Below are 15,967 nucleotides of genomic sequence, written 5' to 3'. Positions count from 1 at the left end.
CGATGAGCAACCTGGGATTCGCCCTCGAGGGCGCCTGGAAGGTCCTGGCCGCCGGCCTCGTGCTGGGCGCCGGCCTGCCCGCGCTGTTCGCGCTCGGCATCCGCTCCCTGGCCTGGGGCGCGGGCGGCGACGCGGAGGAGTCGCACGCCCGCCCGAACCCGCTCGGAACGGTGCTGGGCTACGTCCTGTTCACGATCGTCATCCTCGGCGTGCTGCTGGGTATCACGTTCATCGTGGCCAGCGGCTTCGGCAAGACGATCAGCTTCGACCACATCTACCCGACCATCGTGGACAAGTGATGACCGACTCCCTTTTCTCGAAGGCGATCGGCTGGCTGCGGGCCGGCTATCCCAAGGGCGTGCCGAGACAGGACTACGTAGCCCTGCTCGGCCTGCTGCGCCGGACCCTCTCCGAGGACGAGGTCCGCAAGATCGCCGCCGACCTGGCCGCCCAGTCCGAGACGACCGGCGGCGACCCGATCACCGCCGCCGACATCGAGGCCATGATCAACGACGAGGTCCTCCAGGCCGCCACCCCGGAGGACATCGTCCGCGTCTCGGCCCATCTGGCCGCGGGCGGCTGGCCCTTGGCCGACCCACCCCGCGATTAGACGGCCGGCGACCGGCGGCGCAGGACGGGAATGTCCCGCCCGTCGCCGCCGGTCATCGAGTCGTACCGCCCGGCCCTCTCGAAAGCGCCCTCCGGGGCCAGTCGCTCGATCTCCTCGGCGCTCCAGCGCCGAGCCGGGACGACCTCGTCCACCACGACGTGGGAATCGACCGTGATCCGCACGCGAACCCGCTCCACCCGGGTGGCGGGGTCATGGGTGTCCAGCGGTGAGCCCCACTGGGTCCGCACGGTCCGCCCGTCGCTCACCACCGTCCAGTCCGGCCGCTCCCCACCACGGGCGAGGTCGACGACGAGCAGTCCGCCCGGCCCGAGATGCTCGGCGGCGCGACCGAGAAACGCGGCCATGGCCTCATCGCTGAGCAGAAGCGAGGCCGAGTCGAGCAGAAGCAGCACCAGATCGAATCGCTTCGCCAGCCGGAAGCTGGTCATGTCGCCCTGAACGACGTCCACCGCCAGCCCGGCCTCGCCGGCCCGCGCGCGGGCGAAGGCGCACATGGCGGGGGAGAGGTCCAGCGCGGTGGCCGAGGCACCCCGCCGAGCGAACTCGAGCGCGTGGTCACCAGGCCCCGACGCCACCTCCAGCACCCGCTTGGCCGAGCCGCCGTGATGCCGGGCGAACCACTCACCCAGCACGTCGACCTCGGCCGCGATGTCCCGATAGCCGAACGCCATCCGGTACGCCTCGACGGCGTCGAAGACCTTACCCATCGCCGCCAGAACTACCGGTCGGCGGTGGAGGTGCCGTCGCGGAACGCGAGTCCGGCCGCGTCCAGCGCCGAGCGCAGATGGCGGAGGGCGTACGGCCCGACCCCGTGCAGGGCCTGGACCTCGCTCTCACTGAGCTCGGCCACCTGCTCGAGCCGGACCACGCCGCGCGCGGTGAGCGCCCGGGTCGCGGCGGCGCCGAGGTGTGGCAGGGGGATACCCGCCGTCGCCGGGCGGACGGCCGGCCGGGGAAGCCCTTCATGGTCGAGGACGGCGCCGCCGCGCGCCGACAGCCGATATCCGATGTCCAGCGATTCGGTCAGGCCGCGCTCCTTGAGCTTGCGCACGTTCTGCTTGAACGAGAGCGTGTCGCGCCCCATCCGCTGGGCGAGATCGGGCGCCCGGGTGGCCGGCAGCTCGTCGATCAGCAGAAGGGTCGCCCGGGTCCAAGGCCCGCTGGCCGAGGCACGATCGAGCCGGTCGAGCCAGGCACCGATCGCCTCCAGCTCGGCCGAATCGGGCACGGCTTCCCGCAGCGCGAGCCGCGGATCGGCGCCCGCATAGCGAAGCCCGACCCGGAACACGGGCCGCTCGGGATGCACGCGGTCCAGCCCTTGCCGCAGAGCCACAAGGGAGCCCGCCCCGGCCCGGCGGGCGTCGGCGGCAGTCAGCGCACTGACCGGCACACGTTCGACGGACATGACCTCAACCAGCCCGACAGCGGTCCGCATCCGGGTCCCCACCTTGACCCGGGGCCGATCCCACCGCCGAAACGCCAGGTCGACCTCCCCGGCCCGGATCGCCTCCAGTTCCGCGGGACGCATCTGCATGCCACCAGTGCACCACACCACGATCCCTCCGACGGGCCCCTTGCTCAGGCGCTCCCCGGCACGCTGCCCCTCTCTCCACTCCCGGCGCGGTGGTCCGTTCCCGTCGAGCGCGTTGTAGATCGTGCGGCGCAGCACCCGCGAGCCGCCCCACTCGGCGAGTCAAGCCAACATCGCGACCAGATCAATCTTCAGCGACGCGCTCGCTCAGCGGTATGTGTATGCGGACTGGATCGCATTCGATCACACTCCCCGCGAATGTGGCACATTTTCCCTCTTACCGCTCCGCTGATTTTCGCGGGACAATAACTCATGCGCCAGATACGGGGTCAGATGCAATTCTTCAACCACGCCCAGATAGCTCAATGGCGCGACCCCACCAAACGCCGAAACTACTCAGCCGGCGCCGAAGAGTTCCGCCGCGACCATCACGAGCGCCGCCAATACGGCCTGATACAACGCCACACCCGAAAATGGCGCAGCCTGCACGGCGACACCCCGACGCCGCCGCTGGCCCCACCCCGCCCTTACCGACCACGCCACCGCCACCCACTCACCCCGACCGGCCCGGCCGCGCCAAGCCAGGCCGCGCCAAGCCAGGCCGCGCCAAGCCAGGTCGCGCCAAGCCAGGTCGCGCCAAGCCGGGTCGCGCCAAGCCGGGTCGCGCCAAGCCGGGTCGCGCCAAGCCGGGTCGCGCCAAGCCGGGTCGCGCCAAGCCGGGTCGCGCCAAGCCGGGTCGCGCCAAGCCGGGTCGCGCCAAGCCGGGTCGCGCCAAGCCGGGTCGCGCCAAGCCGGGTCGCGCCAAGCCGGGTCGCGCCAAGCCGGGTCGCGCCAAGCCGGGTCGCGCCAAGCCGGGTCGCGCCAAGCCAGGTCGCCCCAGTCGCCGTCGTCCCCACCGCCCCTGGCCCGACCGCCGTCCCAGGCCCGGCCGCCCCAGGCCCGACCGTCGTCCCAGGCCCGGCCATCGCAGGCCCGGCCAACCCGAATCAGGCCACCTCATGCCCAGCCGCGCCGGATCTGGCCATCTCATGCTGGCCCGCCTCGGATTTGGCCAGCTCCTGCCGGGCCGCGCCGGATGTGGTCGCCGGTGAGACGGCCGCCTGCGATACGGCCTGCGTCGACACTTCAGCCCCCGCAACGGTCGCCCCCGCAACAGTCGCCTCGGCAACGGTCGCCCTCGATACGGCCGGCGTCGACACGGCTGGCCCAGGCCGGTCAGCCCAGCGCCTCGAGCCGTATCCGCGCGAGCCACTCGAACCCCGACGGCAGCCACCAAGACCGCCCCCGCTGATCCACCGGCCGTGGTGCTGCCAGCGAGACCAGCCACCGACGAGTGCTGCCGCGCACCTGCCGCAACGCCACCGCCGGGCTCACGACGACGGTCTCCGGTCGCACGCTTCAATACTCTCTACGAAAGATCGGTAACCTGTACCCATAATCATCCTTGTCGGGCAAGAATACGCCGTGAAACAATTCCATGACGACATCAATTCTCCGCGCCAAGAAGCCGTCCACGGAGACTGAACGAGAATTGCGCAAATGGCGCCCTCTGGGAATGGTCGGCGCTTCGGCAGGTCGCGGAACACTCGAGCGGAGTGCGACGTTTCGTGTCTCACCCGCACCATCGGATTGGGGGAAGGTTATCGAAAGCAGGCCATGGCATCGCCTCAGAGTTCGGCGGCAGCGAAGGCCGGTTGCGACACCACCCCGCGGACACGGCGCGACTGCGGGGGGCGAGTCGGGCTGCGATCGGCCCCGACTGATCCGTGAAGACCTAGGAGGTCGGTGGGAACAGCTTCCACTGGCCTTCCGAGACGACCCGGGTCACGCCGTCGGAGACGCTGATTGCTGTGGCGTCGTCGATGGCGTATGTCGGGGCCGGGATGTGGGACGCCCACCTCTCGGCGTTCGGCAGGGACGCGTCCTCGTGGTGTGGATGCTCCAAGTGGGGGATCACCGCGAAGCCGACCAGACCCACCCCCTCGCCCGTGACCAGCGTCCTTTCCACCTCGCCCTCGAAGGTGACCGGCGTGCCCTCGCCCGGGCGCGGCGGGTCCGTGTACGTCTCGGCGAAGCTTGTCGTGGCCGCGATGCTTCCGGCGCTCACCCCCACGTACACCGCTGATGGGCGCAATGTCGGCAGGAGGGCCGACAGACCCGAGCGCCTCATCCAGTCGGCCAGGTAGAGCGGATCGCCGCCTCCGACCAGCAGGGCGTCGGCCTCGCGGACCGCTGGCACCCAGGCCTCCTCCTCGATGCTCGGCAGGGCCGTCAACTCCAGCAGGCCCACCGACTTCCAGCCCAGCCCGCACAACGGGCCGTGGATCGCCCGCCACACCATCTCGGTGCCGCCCGCGAACGGGTGGAGGCCGGTCGGGACGAACAACGCGCTCGCCTCGGCGATCGGCTTGCCCAGCAGGGCGGTCAGCTCCTCGCGGATGCTGTCGTTCGTGACGCCGGACGAGGTGAGCAGCACTCTCATGCCTGGGGATAGTAAACCCCGGTCAGCTTCTCCGAGAGCTCCCACAAGCGCCGCCCCGTCCGCGGGTCGGATGCCGCGGGAGGGGGCTCGAGCACGACCGGCTCCCCACGCATCTCGCCCGGGCCGCCCGGCCCGATCAGCTGGCCGCCGGTGACGGACGGGTCGGTGGCCGCGTGCAGGATCGGGCGGGCGCCCTTCTCGGCCGGCACTGCCAGCAGCGGGTTGCCGATCCGCGTGAGGAACAGGCGGTTCAGGCTCGGCCTCATGCCGGCCTGGAGGCCCGTCACCGCGTAACCCGGATGGGCCAGCACGCTCAGCACGGGTGAGCCGGCCAGGCGCCGGTGCAGTTCCAGGCCGAAGACCGCGTTGGCCAGCTTGGACTGGTTGTAGAGGGCGGACGGGCTCCCGGCCCGCAGGTCGTCGAAGTTCAGCCGGCCCTTCTTGGCCAGCACCGAGGTCACCGTGACCACGCGCGTGGTGAGGCGGTCGAGCAGGAGGCCGGTCAGGGCGAAGTGGGCCAGGTGGTTCACCGCGAACTGGAGCTCGTGCCCTTGGGCGCTGTCGGTGCGGGGCGGCGCCATGACCCCGGCGTTGTTGATGAGGACGTCGGCGTGATCGACGGAGTCGGCGAAGGCGCGGACGGAGTCGAGGTCGGCCAGGTCGGCGTGGCGGATGTCCACACCGGACAGCCCGGCGGTGGCGTCGCGGGCCTTGCGCTCGTCGCGGACGGCCAGGATGACCTCGTCGCCGCGGGCGGTGAGGGCGCGGGTGGCGGCCAGGCCCAGGCCGCTGGAGGCTCCCGTGATGATGTACCTCATGTGGCCCACGTTGTCATTCATGGCACTGAGTGTCAACTATGGCATGGCATATCCTGCAGGGCATGGATGAGGGGCGCGGCTTGACGATCGCGCAGCGCAAGCGGCAGGTCGTGAGCGACGAGCTGAAGGTGGCGGCGCTGCAGCTGATGGCGGCCCGGGGGTTCGACACGGTCACCGTGGACGAGATCGTGGCCGCGGCCGGGGTCTCGCGGCGGACGTTCTTCCGGTACTACGCCTCGAAGGAGGACGTGGTCATCGAGATGCTCGAGACGCTCGGCGACCAGATGCGGGCCGAACTGGCGAGCCGCCCCGCCGACGAGCCGACGGCGATGGCGTTGCGGCACGCGGTCGAGGTGGCCGTGCTCGACTGCAAGGACAACACCGGCAAGGCACTTCCGGTCGTACGCCTCGTGCTGCGCACACCCGCCCTCTACGCACGCTCCCTGGAGCGGCAGGCGGCGTGGCGGGACGACATGACGGACGTGCTCGCGGCGCGGCTCGGCCGCGACCGGGTCAGCGACATGTTCCCGGGTCTGGCGGTGGGAATCGCGCTGACCGCGCTGGAGGACGTGTTGCGGCGGTGGGCCGAGAGCGACGGCACCGCCGATCCGCTGGAGCTGACCGCGCGGGCCTTCGAGGTGATCGGGCCGGCGCTCGCGTGAGCGCCGGCCCGGGAATCCTCAGTCGAAAGCGAGCGTGCGCGAGAGCACGCCGATGTCGGGCTGGTCGGTGAAGAGGCCGTCGATGCCGGTCTTCAGGAACGTGATCTGCTCGTCGATGGCCCGGCCGTAGGCGTTCGGGTCGGTGCCGACGCGGTAGTCGGCCGGGAGGAACTGGTTCTCCGCCCGGAAGGTGTACGGGATGACCTTGAGGCCGGCCGCGTGGGCGTCCTTGACCAGCGTCGACGGGGTGCCGAGCGTACCGTCGGCGTTGCGCGGGATGACCTGGCTCTTGTCGGGGCCGATGCCGTCCACGTAGGACGAGAGCTCCTTGAGGCCGGCCGGGGTCAGATATTGGGCGTACGTCCTGGTGTCGTTGAACGGCGAACCGGAGGCGGAGGTCAGGAAGACCAGGTTCACCTGCACCCGGTATTTGTGGTTGAGGTCCTTGAGGTTGGCCGCCTCGAACGACTGGATCCACACCTTGGCGCCGCGCTTGTTGAGGCGGGCCCGGTCGAGCGCGCGCACCAGCGGCGTCTCGAGGTCGAGGCCGAGCCGGCGGAAGTACGTGGGGTGCTTGGTCTCCGGGATGACGCCGATGTCGCGGCCGAGCTCCTTGGAGAGCTTGGCCCGCAGCTCCAGCACCTCGGTGAAGGTGGGCACCTCGAACAGCTTGTCGTAGAGGGTGTTCTCCTGGCGCACGGCGGGGAGGCGCTCGATCGCGCGCAGCGTCTTCAGCTCGGCCAGGGTGAAGTCGTTGGTCCACCAGCCGGTGACGCTGACCCCGTCGAGGATCACGGTGCGCTTGCGGTCGGCGAACTCGGAGCGTGTCGCCACGTCGGTCGTGCCGCTGATCTCCGGCTCGTGCCGGCAGACCAGCACGTGGTCCTTCGTCGAGACCAGGTCGGGCTCGATGTAGTCGGCGCCCATCCGGGCCGCGAGCTCGTACGAGGCGAGCGTGTGCTCGGGACGGTAGCCGGAGGCCCCGCGGTGTCCGAAGATCTCGGCTTTCGTACGGCCGTGCGCCTCGGCGGGGGTAGCGACGACCGCACCCGCTCCGGCGAGGGCGGGCGCGGCGGCGGCGACGGCGCTCATGCGCAGCACCTGACGTCGGTCGGGCACGGGGTCCTCCACGGGACTCGGCGCCGGCGACCGTCGCCGGTGGGTCCCTGGAAGAGTCGATGCGACGCGATCAACCAGTCGGCATCCGTGACGTAGCGATCACGGAAACTGCATGAAAAGGCCGGGGCGTTCACCCGGGGTTCACTCGGAGTTAGGAGGCCGCGCTTACCGTACGCGCCGAAGGAGGCCCGCGATGCCGCCGAACGGTGACCTGACGCAACTCCTCGGCCAGAACCTGCTCGAAGGCCGGGCGCTGACCACGAGCCGCGAGTACGGGCTGATGGCCCGGCCCGGCGCCCGCGCGTACGAGTCGCGCGAGACCGGGGTCGAGGTGCTCGTGGACGACTTCGACCGGGTGACGACGATCGTCCTGCACTTCACGGGAGAGCACGGCTTCACGCCGTTCTCCGGCATGATCCCCGGCCGTGGCGGCACGATCGGCCGTCGCAGCAAGCTGTGGGCCGCACTGGGCCGGCCGATCGCCACCGGCGCCGAGGACGAGTGGCCGTTCCCGTACTTCGTGATGCGGGCCCAGTACGCGCCCGACGGCGAGACATTGCTTCGCCTGGTGCTCGGCCGGTAGGTACGCTCGGGCGATGTTCTCGCCACAGGGACCGTCGCTCCGTGAGCTGTTCGTCCAGGCGATGTCCTCGGTCGAGCGCGGCTACGACCTGCTGGCGCCGAAATTCGACTACACACCCTTCCGTACGCCGTCAGCGGTGCTCGAAGCGACGGCGGCGGCCCTGAAGGGCCCGTTCGCGTCGGGCCTCGACGTCTGCTGCGGCACCGGCGCCGGCCTGTCGGTGCTGTCGTCGGTGGGCTGTGAGCGGATCACCGGCGTCGACTTCAGCTCCGGCATGCTCGCCTCGGCCCGCCGCGCCCATCCCGCGTCGACGCTGGTGCGGGCCGACGCCCGGGCCCTGCCCTTCGCCGCCGAGTTCGACCTCGCGGTCACCTTCGGCGCGCTCGGCCACTTCCTGCCCGAGGAGAGGCCGGCCGTCTTCGAGGGCGTGTACCGCGCGCTGCGCCCCGGTGGCCTGTTCGCCTTCCCGCTCGGCGACGTGCCGCCGGTGGCCTCCGTCGCGGGCGTGGCCACGCTCGGCTTCGACGTGGCCATGCGCGTGCGGAACGCGGTGTGGCGCCCGCCGTTCGTCATGTACTACCGCACCACACCGCTGCCCGCCCTGCGCGCCGACCTGACCGCGGCCGGCTTCACCGTCGTCTCGGCCGACCTGATCACCCCGGGGTGCCGGCTTCTCCTCGCACGTAGGTGATGTGGGTGACCAGCGAGGCGGCGCGCGTAGACACCTGCTTGAAGTGCTGCGGGGGCACGCCGTCGAAGAGGCGGTCACCGGCGCCGATCGTCACCGGCGCGATGTGCAGGCGCAGCTCGTCGATCAGGCCGGCCCGCAGGAACTGATTGACCGTGGTGGCGCCGCCGGCGATGGCGATCGTGCCGTCGCCGGTCACCTCGACCGCCCGCTTGAGAGCCTCCTCGACCCCGCCGGTGACGAAGTGGAACGTCGTGCCGCCCTCCATCGGGAGGTCGTCGCGCTCGTGATGGGTCAGGACGAAGACCGGTTTGTGGTACGGCGGGTCGTCGCCCCACCAGCCCGTCCAGCCCAGATCCCACGCGCCCCGCCCGGGGCTGAACATGTTGCGCCCCATGATGAACGCGTCGGCCGCGACGATCGCCGCGATCTCCTCCTCGTTCTCGTCGGCGGTCTCGAACATCCACTTGTGCAACATGTCGACCGGGCCGTCCCCGAACGGGCTCTCCAGCCTCTGGTTCAGGCCCGAGGAGAATCCGTCCATGGAGATCGCCAGGTCACAGGTGATGTAGGCCATGACTCCACACGCTAGGGCGACCGGTTGCCCTGCGCTACTTCCCACGCCCTGCTCAACGGGCCGGAGGAGGGCCCGCAGATCGTCTACTGTGTTCCGGTGCGTACACGGGTCCGGGCTTTGCCCCTGCTCATTCCAGTTCTTCTCGCCGGGTGCACCGGCCCCGAAGCCACCGCCGCCGGATCCGCGCCGTCGTCCTCGGCGGCGGCACCACCTCCGTCGGCCGTGGCGCCGTCGCCCAGTCAGCCGTCGCCCTCGGACGCGGTGAAGGCCGCTCTGCGGCGCCTGGCCGCCTCGACGTACACGTACACCGTCAGCGGCGATTACTGGACCGGGCAGAAATACCGTGCCTCCGGGGCCCACGACCCCAAGGCGCGCAAGGACAGCCGTACCTTCATCATCTCCGGCGGCGACGACGCGAAGACCCGCAAGGTCATCCTGATCGGCGACGAAAGCTACGAGAACCGTGACGGCAACTCCTTCTGGACCCACGCCTTCCCGCTCCTGCTCAAGCCGGCGAACCCTTACCGCTACGCCGACCCGAAGGATCCCGGCGGCCTCGCCCGCTTCACCGCCGCCATCCACAACGCGCGGCGGCTGACTCCCGGCACCTATCAGGGCGAGGCCCGCCTGGAGGCCAAACCGTCCGAGCTCACGTACGTGCCCCTCGGCGCTCCCGTGTTCCGCTTCGCGAAGGTGTCGACATGGGTGAAGTACACGGTGAACACCGACGCCAAGGGCGACGTCTCGTCCATCACGCTCATCTTCGGCGGCGACCGCGGCCCCATCGCCCTCACCACCACCTACAGCAAGATCGGCCAGCCGGTACGGATCAGCGAGCCCACGTCGGTGCGGGAGCTGCGCCGTTCCCTGTACTGACCCCTGTCGTTTCCGTCCAAGACGGCGACCGTGACCACGCTCTAGCGTGAACCCCGCAAGCCCACGGCAGGAGGAGACAGGACAATGCGCAAGCTGGTCTACACCGGTTTCATGTCGCTCGACGGCGTCGTCGACTCGCCCGGCGGCCCGTCGGAGGGCCACCGCAGCGGCGGCTGGGTGTTCAAGGACCTCGAGTTCGTTCCCGAGGCGTGGTCGCTGAAGGGCGAGGAGCTGGCCGACACGACCGCCCTGATGTTCGGCCGCCGCAGCTACGAGGCTTTCGCGCCGGTCTGGCCGGGCTCGGAGGACCACGCCGGCTACAAAGACCTTCCCAAGTACGTCGTCTCGTCCACCCTGCCCAGCGAGGCGCTGGTCGACGGGTGGGGCCCGATCACGATCCTGCGCTCGACCGAGGACGTGGCCGCCCTCAAGCAGACCGAGGGCGGCGCCATCTTCATCCACGGCAGCGCCGAACTAGCCCGCGGCCTGTCCGACGCCGGCCTGATCGACCAGTACAACCTGCTGGTCTTCCCCGTGCTCCTGGGCGCCGGCAAGAGCCTGTTCGGCCGGGCCGACCGTGACAAACACATGCTGGCCCTGCGCGACTCGGAGACGTACCCCAACGGGATTGTGAAGTTGGTCTATGACGTCGCGCGCTGACCGAGGTCGAGCCCGATCGCGCCACCGCCGCCATCACGAAGCTGCTTGACGGTGCGCCCGACGTAGAGGCGCAGGGCCCGGGCCAGGTGAGGCTCGTCGAAGTAGTCGAGCTTGGCCACCACATCCCCGGCCGTCCCCCCTCCGGCCAGCAGCTCGGCCGCGGTCCGGGCCCGCTCGATCTGCCGCACGGCACCACGCGTCAGCCCCGTGGCGGCCCGGAACCGCCGCTCGACGGTCCGCCCGGACACGTCGGGCCGATCACCGCGGAGCACCCCGGCCACGAGCGGATCGCGAACCACGACACCGCCCCGCACAAGCCGCGCGACGAGGGCTTCGGCATCATCGGCCCCGGGTGTCTCCCACCGCACCCCGTCGAGCCGGAACGACCGCCGCCCGGTGCCGGGCAGCTCGACACCACTGTCGACCAGCTCGGGCGTGGGCAGCCCGCGCAGCGAGGTCCCCACCGCGAAGTCGATGCCGGTGAACCGCGCCCCTTCCGGCACGGGCGCGGTGCTGGTGCGGGTCTCGGGCCCGGTGACGCTGGCGTACGCCCGCCCCTCCTGCTCCCAGAAGACGAGCCCCCACCGCACCCCCGCCACGGCGGTCATCGTGGCAACCTGCTCACTGGTGCACGTCCACACCGCGTCAACCCATGGCGAATCCGACCGCCGAGTAGCGAACCGCAGCTCCACGCGCGAAGAATACGCCGCCTCCGAGCTCACGCTCGCTGGCGCGGTGAAGGCCGGCCTGGTGGCCGAGCCACGCGTTCAGGGCCAGCACGGTGCCGCCGCACAGCAGGAGAACTATGACGAGGATGCCCAGGATCCAGCGCCAGATCGCGAGGCGGCTCTCCCTCGGCGCGTCGGTGCCGGTGCCCTCGAAGGGCCACGAAGAGTCGTCCTCCGGGTCGTCCACGAAGCGGACGGTACCGAAACTCCGTACGGGAATCGGGCTTTTATGGCGAAAGGTAACCCTGGAGAGAAGTTCCCGCGCTGACGGTCAGCGTCCGGGCCTCGGTGTCGATCGTCGCCGTTGTGCCCAGCGGCATGCACACCTGGTCGTCGATGTGACCGAAGGGCAGACCGGACAGCACGGGCACGCCGAGAGCGCTCAGATCCGGCGGCTCCTCCCCGGCCAGGTCGCCGAGCGCGACGCCGCGGACGCCTTCGAACAGGTCGGGCCGGGCGAAGCAACCGGGGCCCTCCAGGCACAGGATCGCGCCGGCCAGCGACGGCAGCCCGGCGCCGATCATCCCGGCCACGGCGCTGGTGTAACCGCCGATCAGCCGGCCGTCGCCACCCCGGGCACCGTCATCGCCGACGGCGCGGCCCGCAGCACCGCCGGTTCATCGGTGAAGAGCAGCTGCCGGCATCCCACGGCGTCGAGCGACCCGTGGAGGCCCACCAGCCCGGTGCGGGCGAGAAGCGTCAGATGGAGGTACGTGATGTCGCTGAACCCGACGATCGGCTTCGGGTCGGCCCGGACCAGCGCGGGATCGATCCGCGACGCGATCCGCTGGGCACCCGTGCCGCCGCGGGTCGCGATGATCGCCCGTACGGCCGGATCCCGGAAAGCGTCCTCCAGATCGGCCAGCCGGTCGTCGTCCCGCCCGGCCATGTCGCCGTACCGGTCGTCGGCATGCCGCCCGAAGTCCACTTCGAGACCCCATGAGCCGAGCCGTTCCGCCGCCCACGGCCGCCACCCCTCCGCCTCGGGGTAGCTGGCCGGCGACACCATCCGTACGAGGTCTCCGGCCTTCAATCGCGGCCACCGCAAGACTTCGCTCACGAACGTCATTGTGCGCCCGTTGACCGTCGCCGACGCCGGCCCGGACGGGAGGGCTGGAACTACCGGATTCTCGTAAGCTGACGCTCGTGACCGAGACAATGGTGGCCGCGGTGCTGGCCGAGCTCAAGGCGCTCGACGATCCGAAGATGCGGGCCGTGAACGAGAAGCACGGTGACGATCACGGGGTCAACCTCACCAAGCTGCGCGCGGTCGCCAAGGAGCTCAAGACCCAGCAGGATCTCGCCGTTCAGTTGTGGGCGACCGGCGACACCGCGGCCCGGCTCGTGGCCCTGCTGATCTGCCGGCCCAAGCTGTTCGCGCGCGACCAGCTCGACACCATGCTGCGCGAGGCCCGGGCCGCCAAGGTGCACGACTGGCTCGTCAACTACGTGGTCAAGAAGAGTCCGTACGCCGAGGAGCTGCGCCTGGCCTGGATGAGCGACCCCGACCCGGCCGTCGCGAGCGCCGGGTGGGCGCTGACCACCGAGCGGGTCGCCAAGAAGCCCGAGGGGCTCGATCTGGCGGCCCTGCTCGACGTCGTCGAGGCCGAGATGAAGGACGCCCCCGAGCGTCTCCAATGGGCGATGAACCACTGCCTGGCCCAGATCGGCATCTCGCACGCGGAACAGCGGGACCGGGCCGTTGCCATCGGGGAGCGTCTCGAAGTGCTCAAGGACTATCCGACGCCGCCGAACTGCACCTCTCCGTACGCGCCGATCTGGATCGCGGAAATGGTTCGCCGGCAGAATTAATCGAACAGGATGGTGCGGATGGTCGCGGTCAGCCGGGCGGTCAGTTCGTCGGGGGACATGGTGGCGACCGGGCCGTCGGCCAGCACGTAGCGGCTGAAAGCCACGCCGATCAGGTGGGCGCCCATCATGTTGACGCGGGTCGCCAGATCGGGAAGGTCCAGCACTTGGGCGTAACCGTCGACGGCCGTCTGCTGGAGGGTCCGCAGCAGGGCCTTGGCCGCCTCCTGGTCGCCGGCCGCGCTGCGGATCAGGGCGATGACCGGGTCGGCGCCCTCGGAGGACTCCATGCGGTGCACGAAGGACGCGGCGATCCGCTCCGGCAGCTTGGCCACGTCGTCGTCGAGCACCCCCTTGAACAGGGCCTTGGGGTCGGGCGTGGTGGCCGCCACGAACAGCTGCTCCTTCGAGGAGAAGTGCAGCACGACCAGTCCGTGGGTGACGCCGGCGCGGCGGGCGATCTCGCGGATGGTCGCGTTCTCGTAGCCGCGCTCGGCGAAGACGGCGCGGGCCGCGGTCAGGATGGCGGCCTGTTTGCGGACGGGGTCGCGGGTCCGGCGCGGTGCGGGGTGTGACATAGCTCCTACTGTACACGCGGATAGTAGCGGCTAACGTAGTGACCGCGCGGTCAGCTGGCCGCGCCATTCGCCATTCCTGAAAAGCGGCCCACCAAAATGGTGTGGCCGCCATTTTTTTTGTGCGCTATCCAGCGCGGTAGTTTTGCACGCAAACAATTCCCTTCCGGAACTGAGTAATGTCGCCGCGTTCGACGGGACCGGAAATGGAAGGGGAAATATCGTGAACGACAACGGGGCGGCATCTCTGCGGGCCGCCGCCAGGGCGGTCCACCTGCCGGGAGACGACGGATACGACCAGGCGCGCAGCACCTGGTCCCTTGCGGCCGACCTGCGACCGGCGGCGGTGGTCTACCCGGAGAGTGCCGACGAGATCAGCGCGGTCCTGCGGGCCGCCGGCCGGGCCGGGCTCCGGGTCACGCCGGTGGGCACCGGGCACAACGCGCATCCGCTGCGCGATCTCAGCCGTACGGTCATGCTGCGCACCTCGCGGCTCACCGGCGTCACCATCGACGCCCCCACGCGCCGGGCCCGCGTGGAGGCCGGCACCACCTGGTCGCCGGTCGTCGAGCAGGCGGCCGGGCACGGATATTCCGCGCTGCACGGGTCGGCGCCCGACGTCAGCGTCGTCGGCTACACTGCCGGCGGCGGGCTGAGCTGGTACGGCCGCAAGTACGGGCTGGCCGCCAACCACGTGACCGCGGCCGAGCTCGTGCTGGCCGACGGCACCCAGGTGCGGGTGGACGCCGACCACGAGCCCGACCTGTTCTGGGCGGTCCGGGGCGGCGGCGGCAACTTCGGCGTGGTGACGGCGCTCGAGTTCAGCCTGCTCGACTTCGCCACGGCGTACGCCGGCTTCATGGCCTGGGACCTGGACAAGGCGCCGCAGGTGCTCAAGCGCTGGCTGGAGTGGACCGCCGAGGCGCCGGACGAGGTCACCACCGCCTATCGGCACATGCGCTTCCCGCCCATCCCCGAGCTGCCCGAGCCGTTCCGCGGCCGCAACTGGGTGATGATCGACGGCGCCGTGCAGGCCGGTGACGAGCGGGCCGAGCAGCTCCTGGCCCCGCTGCGCGAGCTCAAGCCGGAGATCGACACGTTCGCCCGGGTGCCCTCGCCGGTGGTCTCCCGCATCCACATGGACCCGGAGGAGCCCACCCCGGGCGACGGCACGACCGGCCTGCTCGACGCGCTCCCGCCGGAGGCGGCCGACAAACTCCTCGAGGCCGACGCCACCAACCAGCTCTTCTCGACCGAGCTGCGCCACCTCGGCGGCGCGCTGGCCCGCCCGGCGGCCGGCGGCGGTGCGCTGTCCGCGCTGGACGGTCAATATCTGTTCGCCGTCGTGGGCGTCGTCTTCAGCCCCGAGGTGCAGGCGGCCGTCGTGGCCGAGGCGGACCGGATGGTCGGCTCGCTCAGCGAGTACTCCCGCGACCGCATCTACACGAACTTCCAGCAGACCCAGGGCGACACCTCGCGGGCCTTCGCCCCGGCCGTCTGGCGGCGCCTGGTGGAGCTGCGCCACCGCGTCGACCCGAACAAGACCCTGCAAGCCAACCACGAGATCTGAGAGGTACGGCCCGTCATGAGCCTTCTCGACCGCAGGACCCCCGAGAACACCGCCATCGTGCTCATCGACTACGTCGAGAGCTTCAAGAACACCGTCAGGAGCCAGACCCCCGAGGCGAACGTGACCGGCGCCGTGGCGCTGGCCAAGATGGCCCTCGGCTTCGAGGTGCCGCTGGTCGTCACGGCCGGCCCCGAGGGCGACCCGCGCGGCCCCATGTACTCCGAGTTGCTCAAGGAGTTGAACGGCCACCCGGTCGTCGCCCGTTGGGACGCCTTCAACGCCTTCGACGCGCCCGGCTTCCCCGAGGCGATCGAGGCCACCGGCCGCAAGCACCTCGTCGTGGCCGGCCTGACCACCGACGTGTGCGTCCTGCACACGGCCATGGGCGCCCTGCGCCGCGGCTACGAGGTCTCGATCGTCGTCGACGCCACCGGCGGCACCGAGATCTCCTCCCACCAGGCGGCGATCGGCCGCCTGGTGCAGGCCGGCGCCACCACCACGAGCTGGATGTCGCTGGCGACCGAGCTGGTCGGCCTCTACGCCAACGACAGCAAGGGCGTCCTGCCGCAGCTGCTGGCCCTCGACGCCAACCTGACCGCGGCCGGTCTCAACGAGGTCCTCTCCGACCTCTCACCCGCGCAGTAGCCGCACCACGGGC

The 15,967-nt window shown here is 70.7% G+C and carries 21 protein-coding genes; 10 read left to right on the top strand and 11 right to left on the bottom strand.

What is annotated here, in order from left to right; all coding sequences use genetic code 11:
• Positions 1–2 precede the first annotated feature (2 nt).
• Both ACQP2X_RS32540 and ACQP2X_RS32535 read left to right on the top strand, forming a co-directional pair.
• The gene (locus tag ACQP2X_RS32540; RefSeq protein ID WP_498688425.1) at positions 3–299 is read left to right on the top strand and encodes a hypothetical protein; all 297 of its coding nucleotides are present in this window, start codon (positions 3–5) and stop codon (positions 297–299) included.
• Positions 299–610, top strand: coding sequence for a DUF3349 domain-containing protein (locus ACQP2X_RS32535; protein ID WP_498688424.1), 312 nt, complete (start codon positions 299–301; stop codon positions 608–610). The genes ACQP2X_RS32540 and ACQP2X_RS32535 overlap by 1 nt, the downstream gene beginning before the upstream one ends.
• Here the strand turns inward: ACQP2X_RS32535 and ACQP2X_RS32530 are convergent.
• From ACQP2X_RS32530 to ACQP2X_RS32515, 4 genes are all read right to left on the bottom strand, one after another.
• Complete coding sequence (locus ACQP2X_RS32530; protein ID WP_498688422.1) at positions 607–1,338, bottom strand: class I SAM-dependent methyltransferase; 732 nt, start codon at positions 1,336–1,338, stop codon at positions 607–609. The two genes, ACQP2X_RS32535 and ACQP2X_RS32530, sit on opposite strands and share 4 nt — an antisense overlap.
• Before the next feature lie 11 nt (positions 1,339–1,349).
• Complete coding sequence (locus tag ACQP2X_RS32525; protein ID WP_498688421.1) at positions 1,350–2,165, bottom strand: hypothetical protein; 816 nt, start codon at positions 2,163–2,165, stop codon at positions 1,350–1,352.
• Positions 2,166–3,936: 1,771 nt separating this feature from the next.
• Entirely contained in the window at positions 3,937–4,644 is a 708-nt protein-coding gene (locus ACQP2X_RS32520; protein WP_498688419.1) for a Type 1 glutamine amidotransferase-like domain-containing protein, read from the bottom strand.
• A complete protein-coding gene (locus tag ACQP2X_RS32515; protein WP_498688418.1) occupies positions 4,641–5,483 on the bottom strand; it encodes an SDR family NAD(P)-dependent oxidoreductase in 843 nt (280 codons plus the stop codon). The genes ACQP2X_RS32520 and ACQP2X_RS32515 overlap by 4 nt, the downstream gene beginning before the upstream one ends.
• A 41-nt stretch (positions 5,484–5,524) precedes the next feature.
• On the opposite strand from ACQP2X_RS32515, the gene ACQP2X_RS32510 reads away from it, so the two are divergent.
• Positions 5,525–6,124, top strand: a complete 600-nt coding sequence (locus ACQP2X_RS32510; protein WP_498688416.1) for a TetR family transcriptional regulator — start codon at positions 5,525–5,527, stop codon at positions 6,122–6,124.
• A gap of 18 nt (positions 6,125–6,142) precedes the next feature.
• On the opposite strand, the gene ACQP2X_RS32505 is transcribed toward ACQP2X_RS32510, so the two are convergent.
• On the bottom strand, positions 6,143–7,216 hold the full coding sequence (locus ACQP2X_RS32505; protein WP_498701090.1) for a glycerophosphodiester phosphodiesterase: 1,074 nt from the start codon (positions 7,214–7,216) through the stop codon (positions 6,143–6,145).
• 220 nt (positions 7,217–7,436) lie between these two features.
• Here ACQP2X_RS32505 and ACQP2X_RS32500 point away from each other — a divergent pair, with 220 nt between their 5' ends.
• Together ACQP2X_RS32500 and ACQP2X_RS32495 are read left to right on the top strand one after the other, a co-directional pair.
• Positions 7,437–7,826, top strand: a complete 390-nt coding sequence (locus ACQP2X_RS32500; RefSeq protein ID WP_498688415.1) for a hypothetical protein — start codon at positions 7,437–7,439, stop codon at positions 7,824–7,826.
• 13 nt (positions 7,827–7,839) lie between these two features.
• Positions 7,840–8,517 carry a class I SAM-dependent methyltransferase gene (locus tag ACQP2X_RS32495; RefSeq protein WP_498688413.1) on the top strand — a complete coding sequence of 226 codons (678 nt, stop codon included), beginning with the start codon at positions 7,840–7,842 and terminating at the stop codon, positions 8,515–8,517.
• On the opposite strand, the gene ACQP2X_RS32490 is transcribed toward ACQP2X_RS32495, so the two are convergent.
• A complete protein-coding gene (locus ACQP2X_RS32490) occupies positions 8,480–9,091 on the bottom strand; it encodes a dihydrofolate reductase family protein (RefSeq protein ID WP_498688410.1) in 612 nt (203 codons plus the stop codon). The genes ACQP2X_RS32495 and ACQP2X_RS32490 overlap by 38 nt on opposite strands.
• A 96-nt stretch (positions 9,092–9,187) precedes the next feature.
• On the opposite strand from ACQP2X_RS32490, the gene ACQP2X_RS32485 reads away from it, so the two are divergent.
• Both ACQP2X_RS32485 and ACQP2X_RS32480 read left to right on the top strand, forming a co-directional pair.
• Entirely contained in the window at positions 9,188–9,967 is a 780-nt protein-coding gene (locus tag ACQP2X_RS32485; RefSeq protein ID WP_498688407.1) for a hypothetical protein, read from the top strand.
• 84 nt (positions 9,968–10,051) lie between these two features.
• Positions 10,052–10,627: a dihydrofolate reductase family protein gene (locus ACQP2X_RS32480; protein WP_498688406.1), complete on the top strand. Its 576-nt coding sequence runs from the start codon at positions 10,052–10,054 to the stop codon at positions 10,625–10,627.
• Here the strand turns inward: ACQP2X_RS32480 and ACQP2X_RS32475 are convergent.
• Genes ACQP2X_RS32475 through ACQP2X_RS32460 form a run of 4 tightly spaced genes read right to left on the bottom strand, consistent with a single transcriptional unit; the run spans position 10,609 to position 12,415 of the window.
• Positions 10,609–11,319, bottom strand: a complete 711-nt coding sequence (locus ACQP2X_RS32475; RefSeq protein WP_498688404.1) for a helix-turn-helix domain-containing protein — start codon at positions 11,317–11,319, stop codon at positions 10,609–10,611. The two genes, ACQP2X_RS32480 and ACQP2X_RS32475, sit on opposite strands and share 19 nt — an antisense overlap.
• On the bottom strand, positions 11,273–11,542 hold the full coding sequence (locus tag ACQP2X_RS32470) for a hypothetical protein (protein WP_498688403.1): 270 nt from the start codon (positions 11,540–11,542) through the stop codon (positions 11,273–11,275). The genes ACQP2X_RS32475 and ACQP2X_RS32470 overlap by 47 nt, the downstream gene beginning before the upstream one ends.
• A gap of 40 nt (positions 11,543–11,582) precedes the next feature.
• Positions 11,583–11,879, bottom strand: coding sequence for a hypothetical protein (locus ACQP2X_RS32465; RefSeq protein WP_498701088.1), 297 nt, complete (start codon positions 11,877–11,879; stop codon positions 11,583–11,585).
• A 29-nt stretch (positions 11,880–11,908) separates the two neighbouring features.
• Positions 11,909–12,415 carry an LD-carboxypeptidase gene (locus tag ACQP2X_RS32460; protein ID WP_498688402.1) on the bottom strand — a complete coding sequence of 169 codons (507 nt, stop codon included), beginning with the start codon at positions 12,413–12,415 and terminating at the stop codon, positions 11,909–11,911.
• Between the two features lie 86 nt (positions 12,416–12,501).
• Here ACQP2X_RS32460 and ACQP2X_RS32455 point away from each other — a divergent pair, with 86 nt between their 5' ends.
• Positions 12,502–13,167: a DNA alkylation repair protein gene (locus ACQP2X_RS32455; protein WP_498688400.1), complete on the top strand. Its 666-nt coding sequence runs from the start codon at positions 12,502–12,504 to the stop codon at positions 13,165–13,167.
• Here the strand turns inward: ACQP2X_RS32455 and ACQP2X_RS32450 are convergent.
• Positions 13,164–13,742, bottom strand: coding sequence for a TetR/AcrR family transcriptional regulator (locus tag ACQP2X_RS32450; RefSeq protein ID WP_498688398.1), 579 nt, complete (start codon positions 13,740–13,742; stop codon positions 13,164–13,166). The two genes, ACQP2X_RS32455 and ACQP2X_RS32450, sit on opposite strands and share 4 nt — an antisense overlap.
• Before the next feature lie 220 nt (positions 13,743–13,962).
• On the opposite strand from ACQP2X_RS32450, the gene ACQP2X_RS32445 reads away from it, so the two are divergent.
• Positions 13,963–15,309, top strand: a complete 1,347-nt coding sequence (locus ACQP2X_RS32445; protein WP_498688397.1) for an FAD-binding oxidoreductase — start codon at positions 13,963–13,965, stop codon at positions 15,307–15,309.
• 15 nt (positions 15,310–15,324) lie between these two features.
• Positions 15,325–15,954 (top strand): isochorismatase family protein, encoded by a 630-nt coding sequence (locus ACQP2X_RS32440; protein ID WP_498688396.1) that lies wholly within the window; start codon positions 15,325–15,327, stop codon positions 15,952–15,954.
• Positions 15,955–15,967: the final 13 nt, after the last annotated feature.

Origin of the sequence: Actinoplanes sp. CA-131856 (genome assembly GCF_050956135.1) — a bacterium.
GTDB lineage: Bacteria > Actinomycetota > Actinomycetes > Mycobacteriales > Micromonosporaceae > Actinoplanes.
The sequence above is the reverse complement of the archived record's forward strand: the minus strand, read 5'-3'. Positions and strand labels throughout refer to the sequence as shown.

Excerpts from the sequence above, each read along its gene's own strand:
- ACQP2X_RS32520 (WP_498688419.1), bottom strand. The coding sequence starts at position 4,644 with ATGAGAGTGCTGCTCACCTCGTCCGGCGTCACGAACGACAGCATCCGC.
- ACQP2X_RS32540 (WP_498688425.1), top strand. The coding sequence starts at position 3 with ATGAGCAACCTGGGATTCGCCCTCGAGGGCGCCTGGAAGGTCCTGGCC.
- ACQP2X_RS32495 (WP_498688413.1), top strand. The coding sequence starts at position 7,840 with ATGTTCTCGCCACAGGGACCGTCGCTCCGTGAGCTGTTCGTCCAGGCG.
- ACQP2X_RS32530 (WP_498688422.1), bottom strand. The coding sequence starts at position 1,338 with ATGGGTAAGGTCTTCGACGCCGTCGAGGCGTACCGGATGGCGTTCGGC.
- ACQP2X_RS32525 (WP_498688421.1), bottom strand. The coding sequence starts at position 2,165 with ATGCAGATGCGTCCCGCGGAACTGGAGGCGATCCGGGCCGGGGAGGTC.
- ACQP2X_RS32500 (WP_498688415.1), top strand. The coding sequence starts at position 7,437 with ATGCCGCCGAACGGTGACCTGACGCAACTCCTCGGCCAGAACCTGCTC.
- ACQP2X_RS32490 (WP_498688410.1), bottom strand. The coding sequence starts at position 9,091 with ATGGCCTACATCACCTGTGACCTGGCGATCTCCATGGACGGATTCTCC.
- ACQP2X_RS32535 (WP_498688424.1), top strand. The coding sequence starts at position 299 with ATGACCGACTCCCTTTTCTCGAAGGCGATCGGCTGGCTGCGGGCCGGC.
- ACQP2X_RS32505 (WP_498701090.1), bottom strand. The coding sequence starts at position 7,216 with ATGAGCGCCGTCGCCGCCGCCGCGCCCGCCCTCGCCGGAGCGGGTGCG.
- ACQP2X_RS32510 (WP_498688416.1), top strand. The coding sequence starts at position 5,525 with ATGGATGAGGGGCGCGGCTTGACGATCGCGCAGCGCAAGCGGCAGGTC.
- ACQP2X_RS32440 (WP_498688396.1), top strand. The coding sequence starts at position 15,325 with ATGAGCCTTCTCGACCGCAGGACCCCCGAGAACACCGCCATCGTGCTC.
- ACQP2X_RS32465 (WP_498701088.1), bottom strand. The coding sequence starts at position 11,879 with ATGATCGGCGCCGGGCTGCCGTCGCTGGCCGGCGCGATCCTGTGCCTG.
- ACQP2X_RS32480 (WP_498688406.1), top strand. The coding sequence starts at position 10,052 with ATGCGCAAGCTGGTCTACACCGGTTTCATGTCGCTCGACGGCGTCGTC.
- ACQP2X_RS32515 (WP_498688418.1), bottom strand. The coding sequence starts at position 5,483 with ATGAATGACAACGTGGGCCACATGAGGTACATCATCACGGGAGCCTCC.
- ACQP2X_RS32450 (WP_498688398.1), bottom strand. The coding sequence starts at position 13,742 with ATGTCACACCCCGCACCGCGCCGGACCCGCGACCCCGTCCGCAAACAG.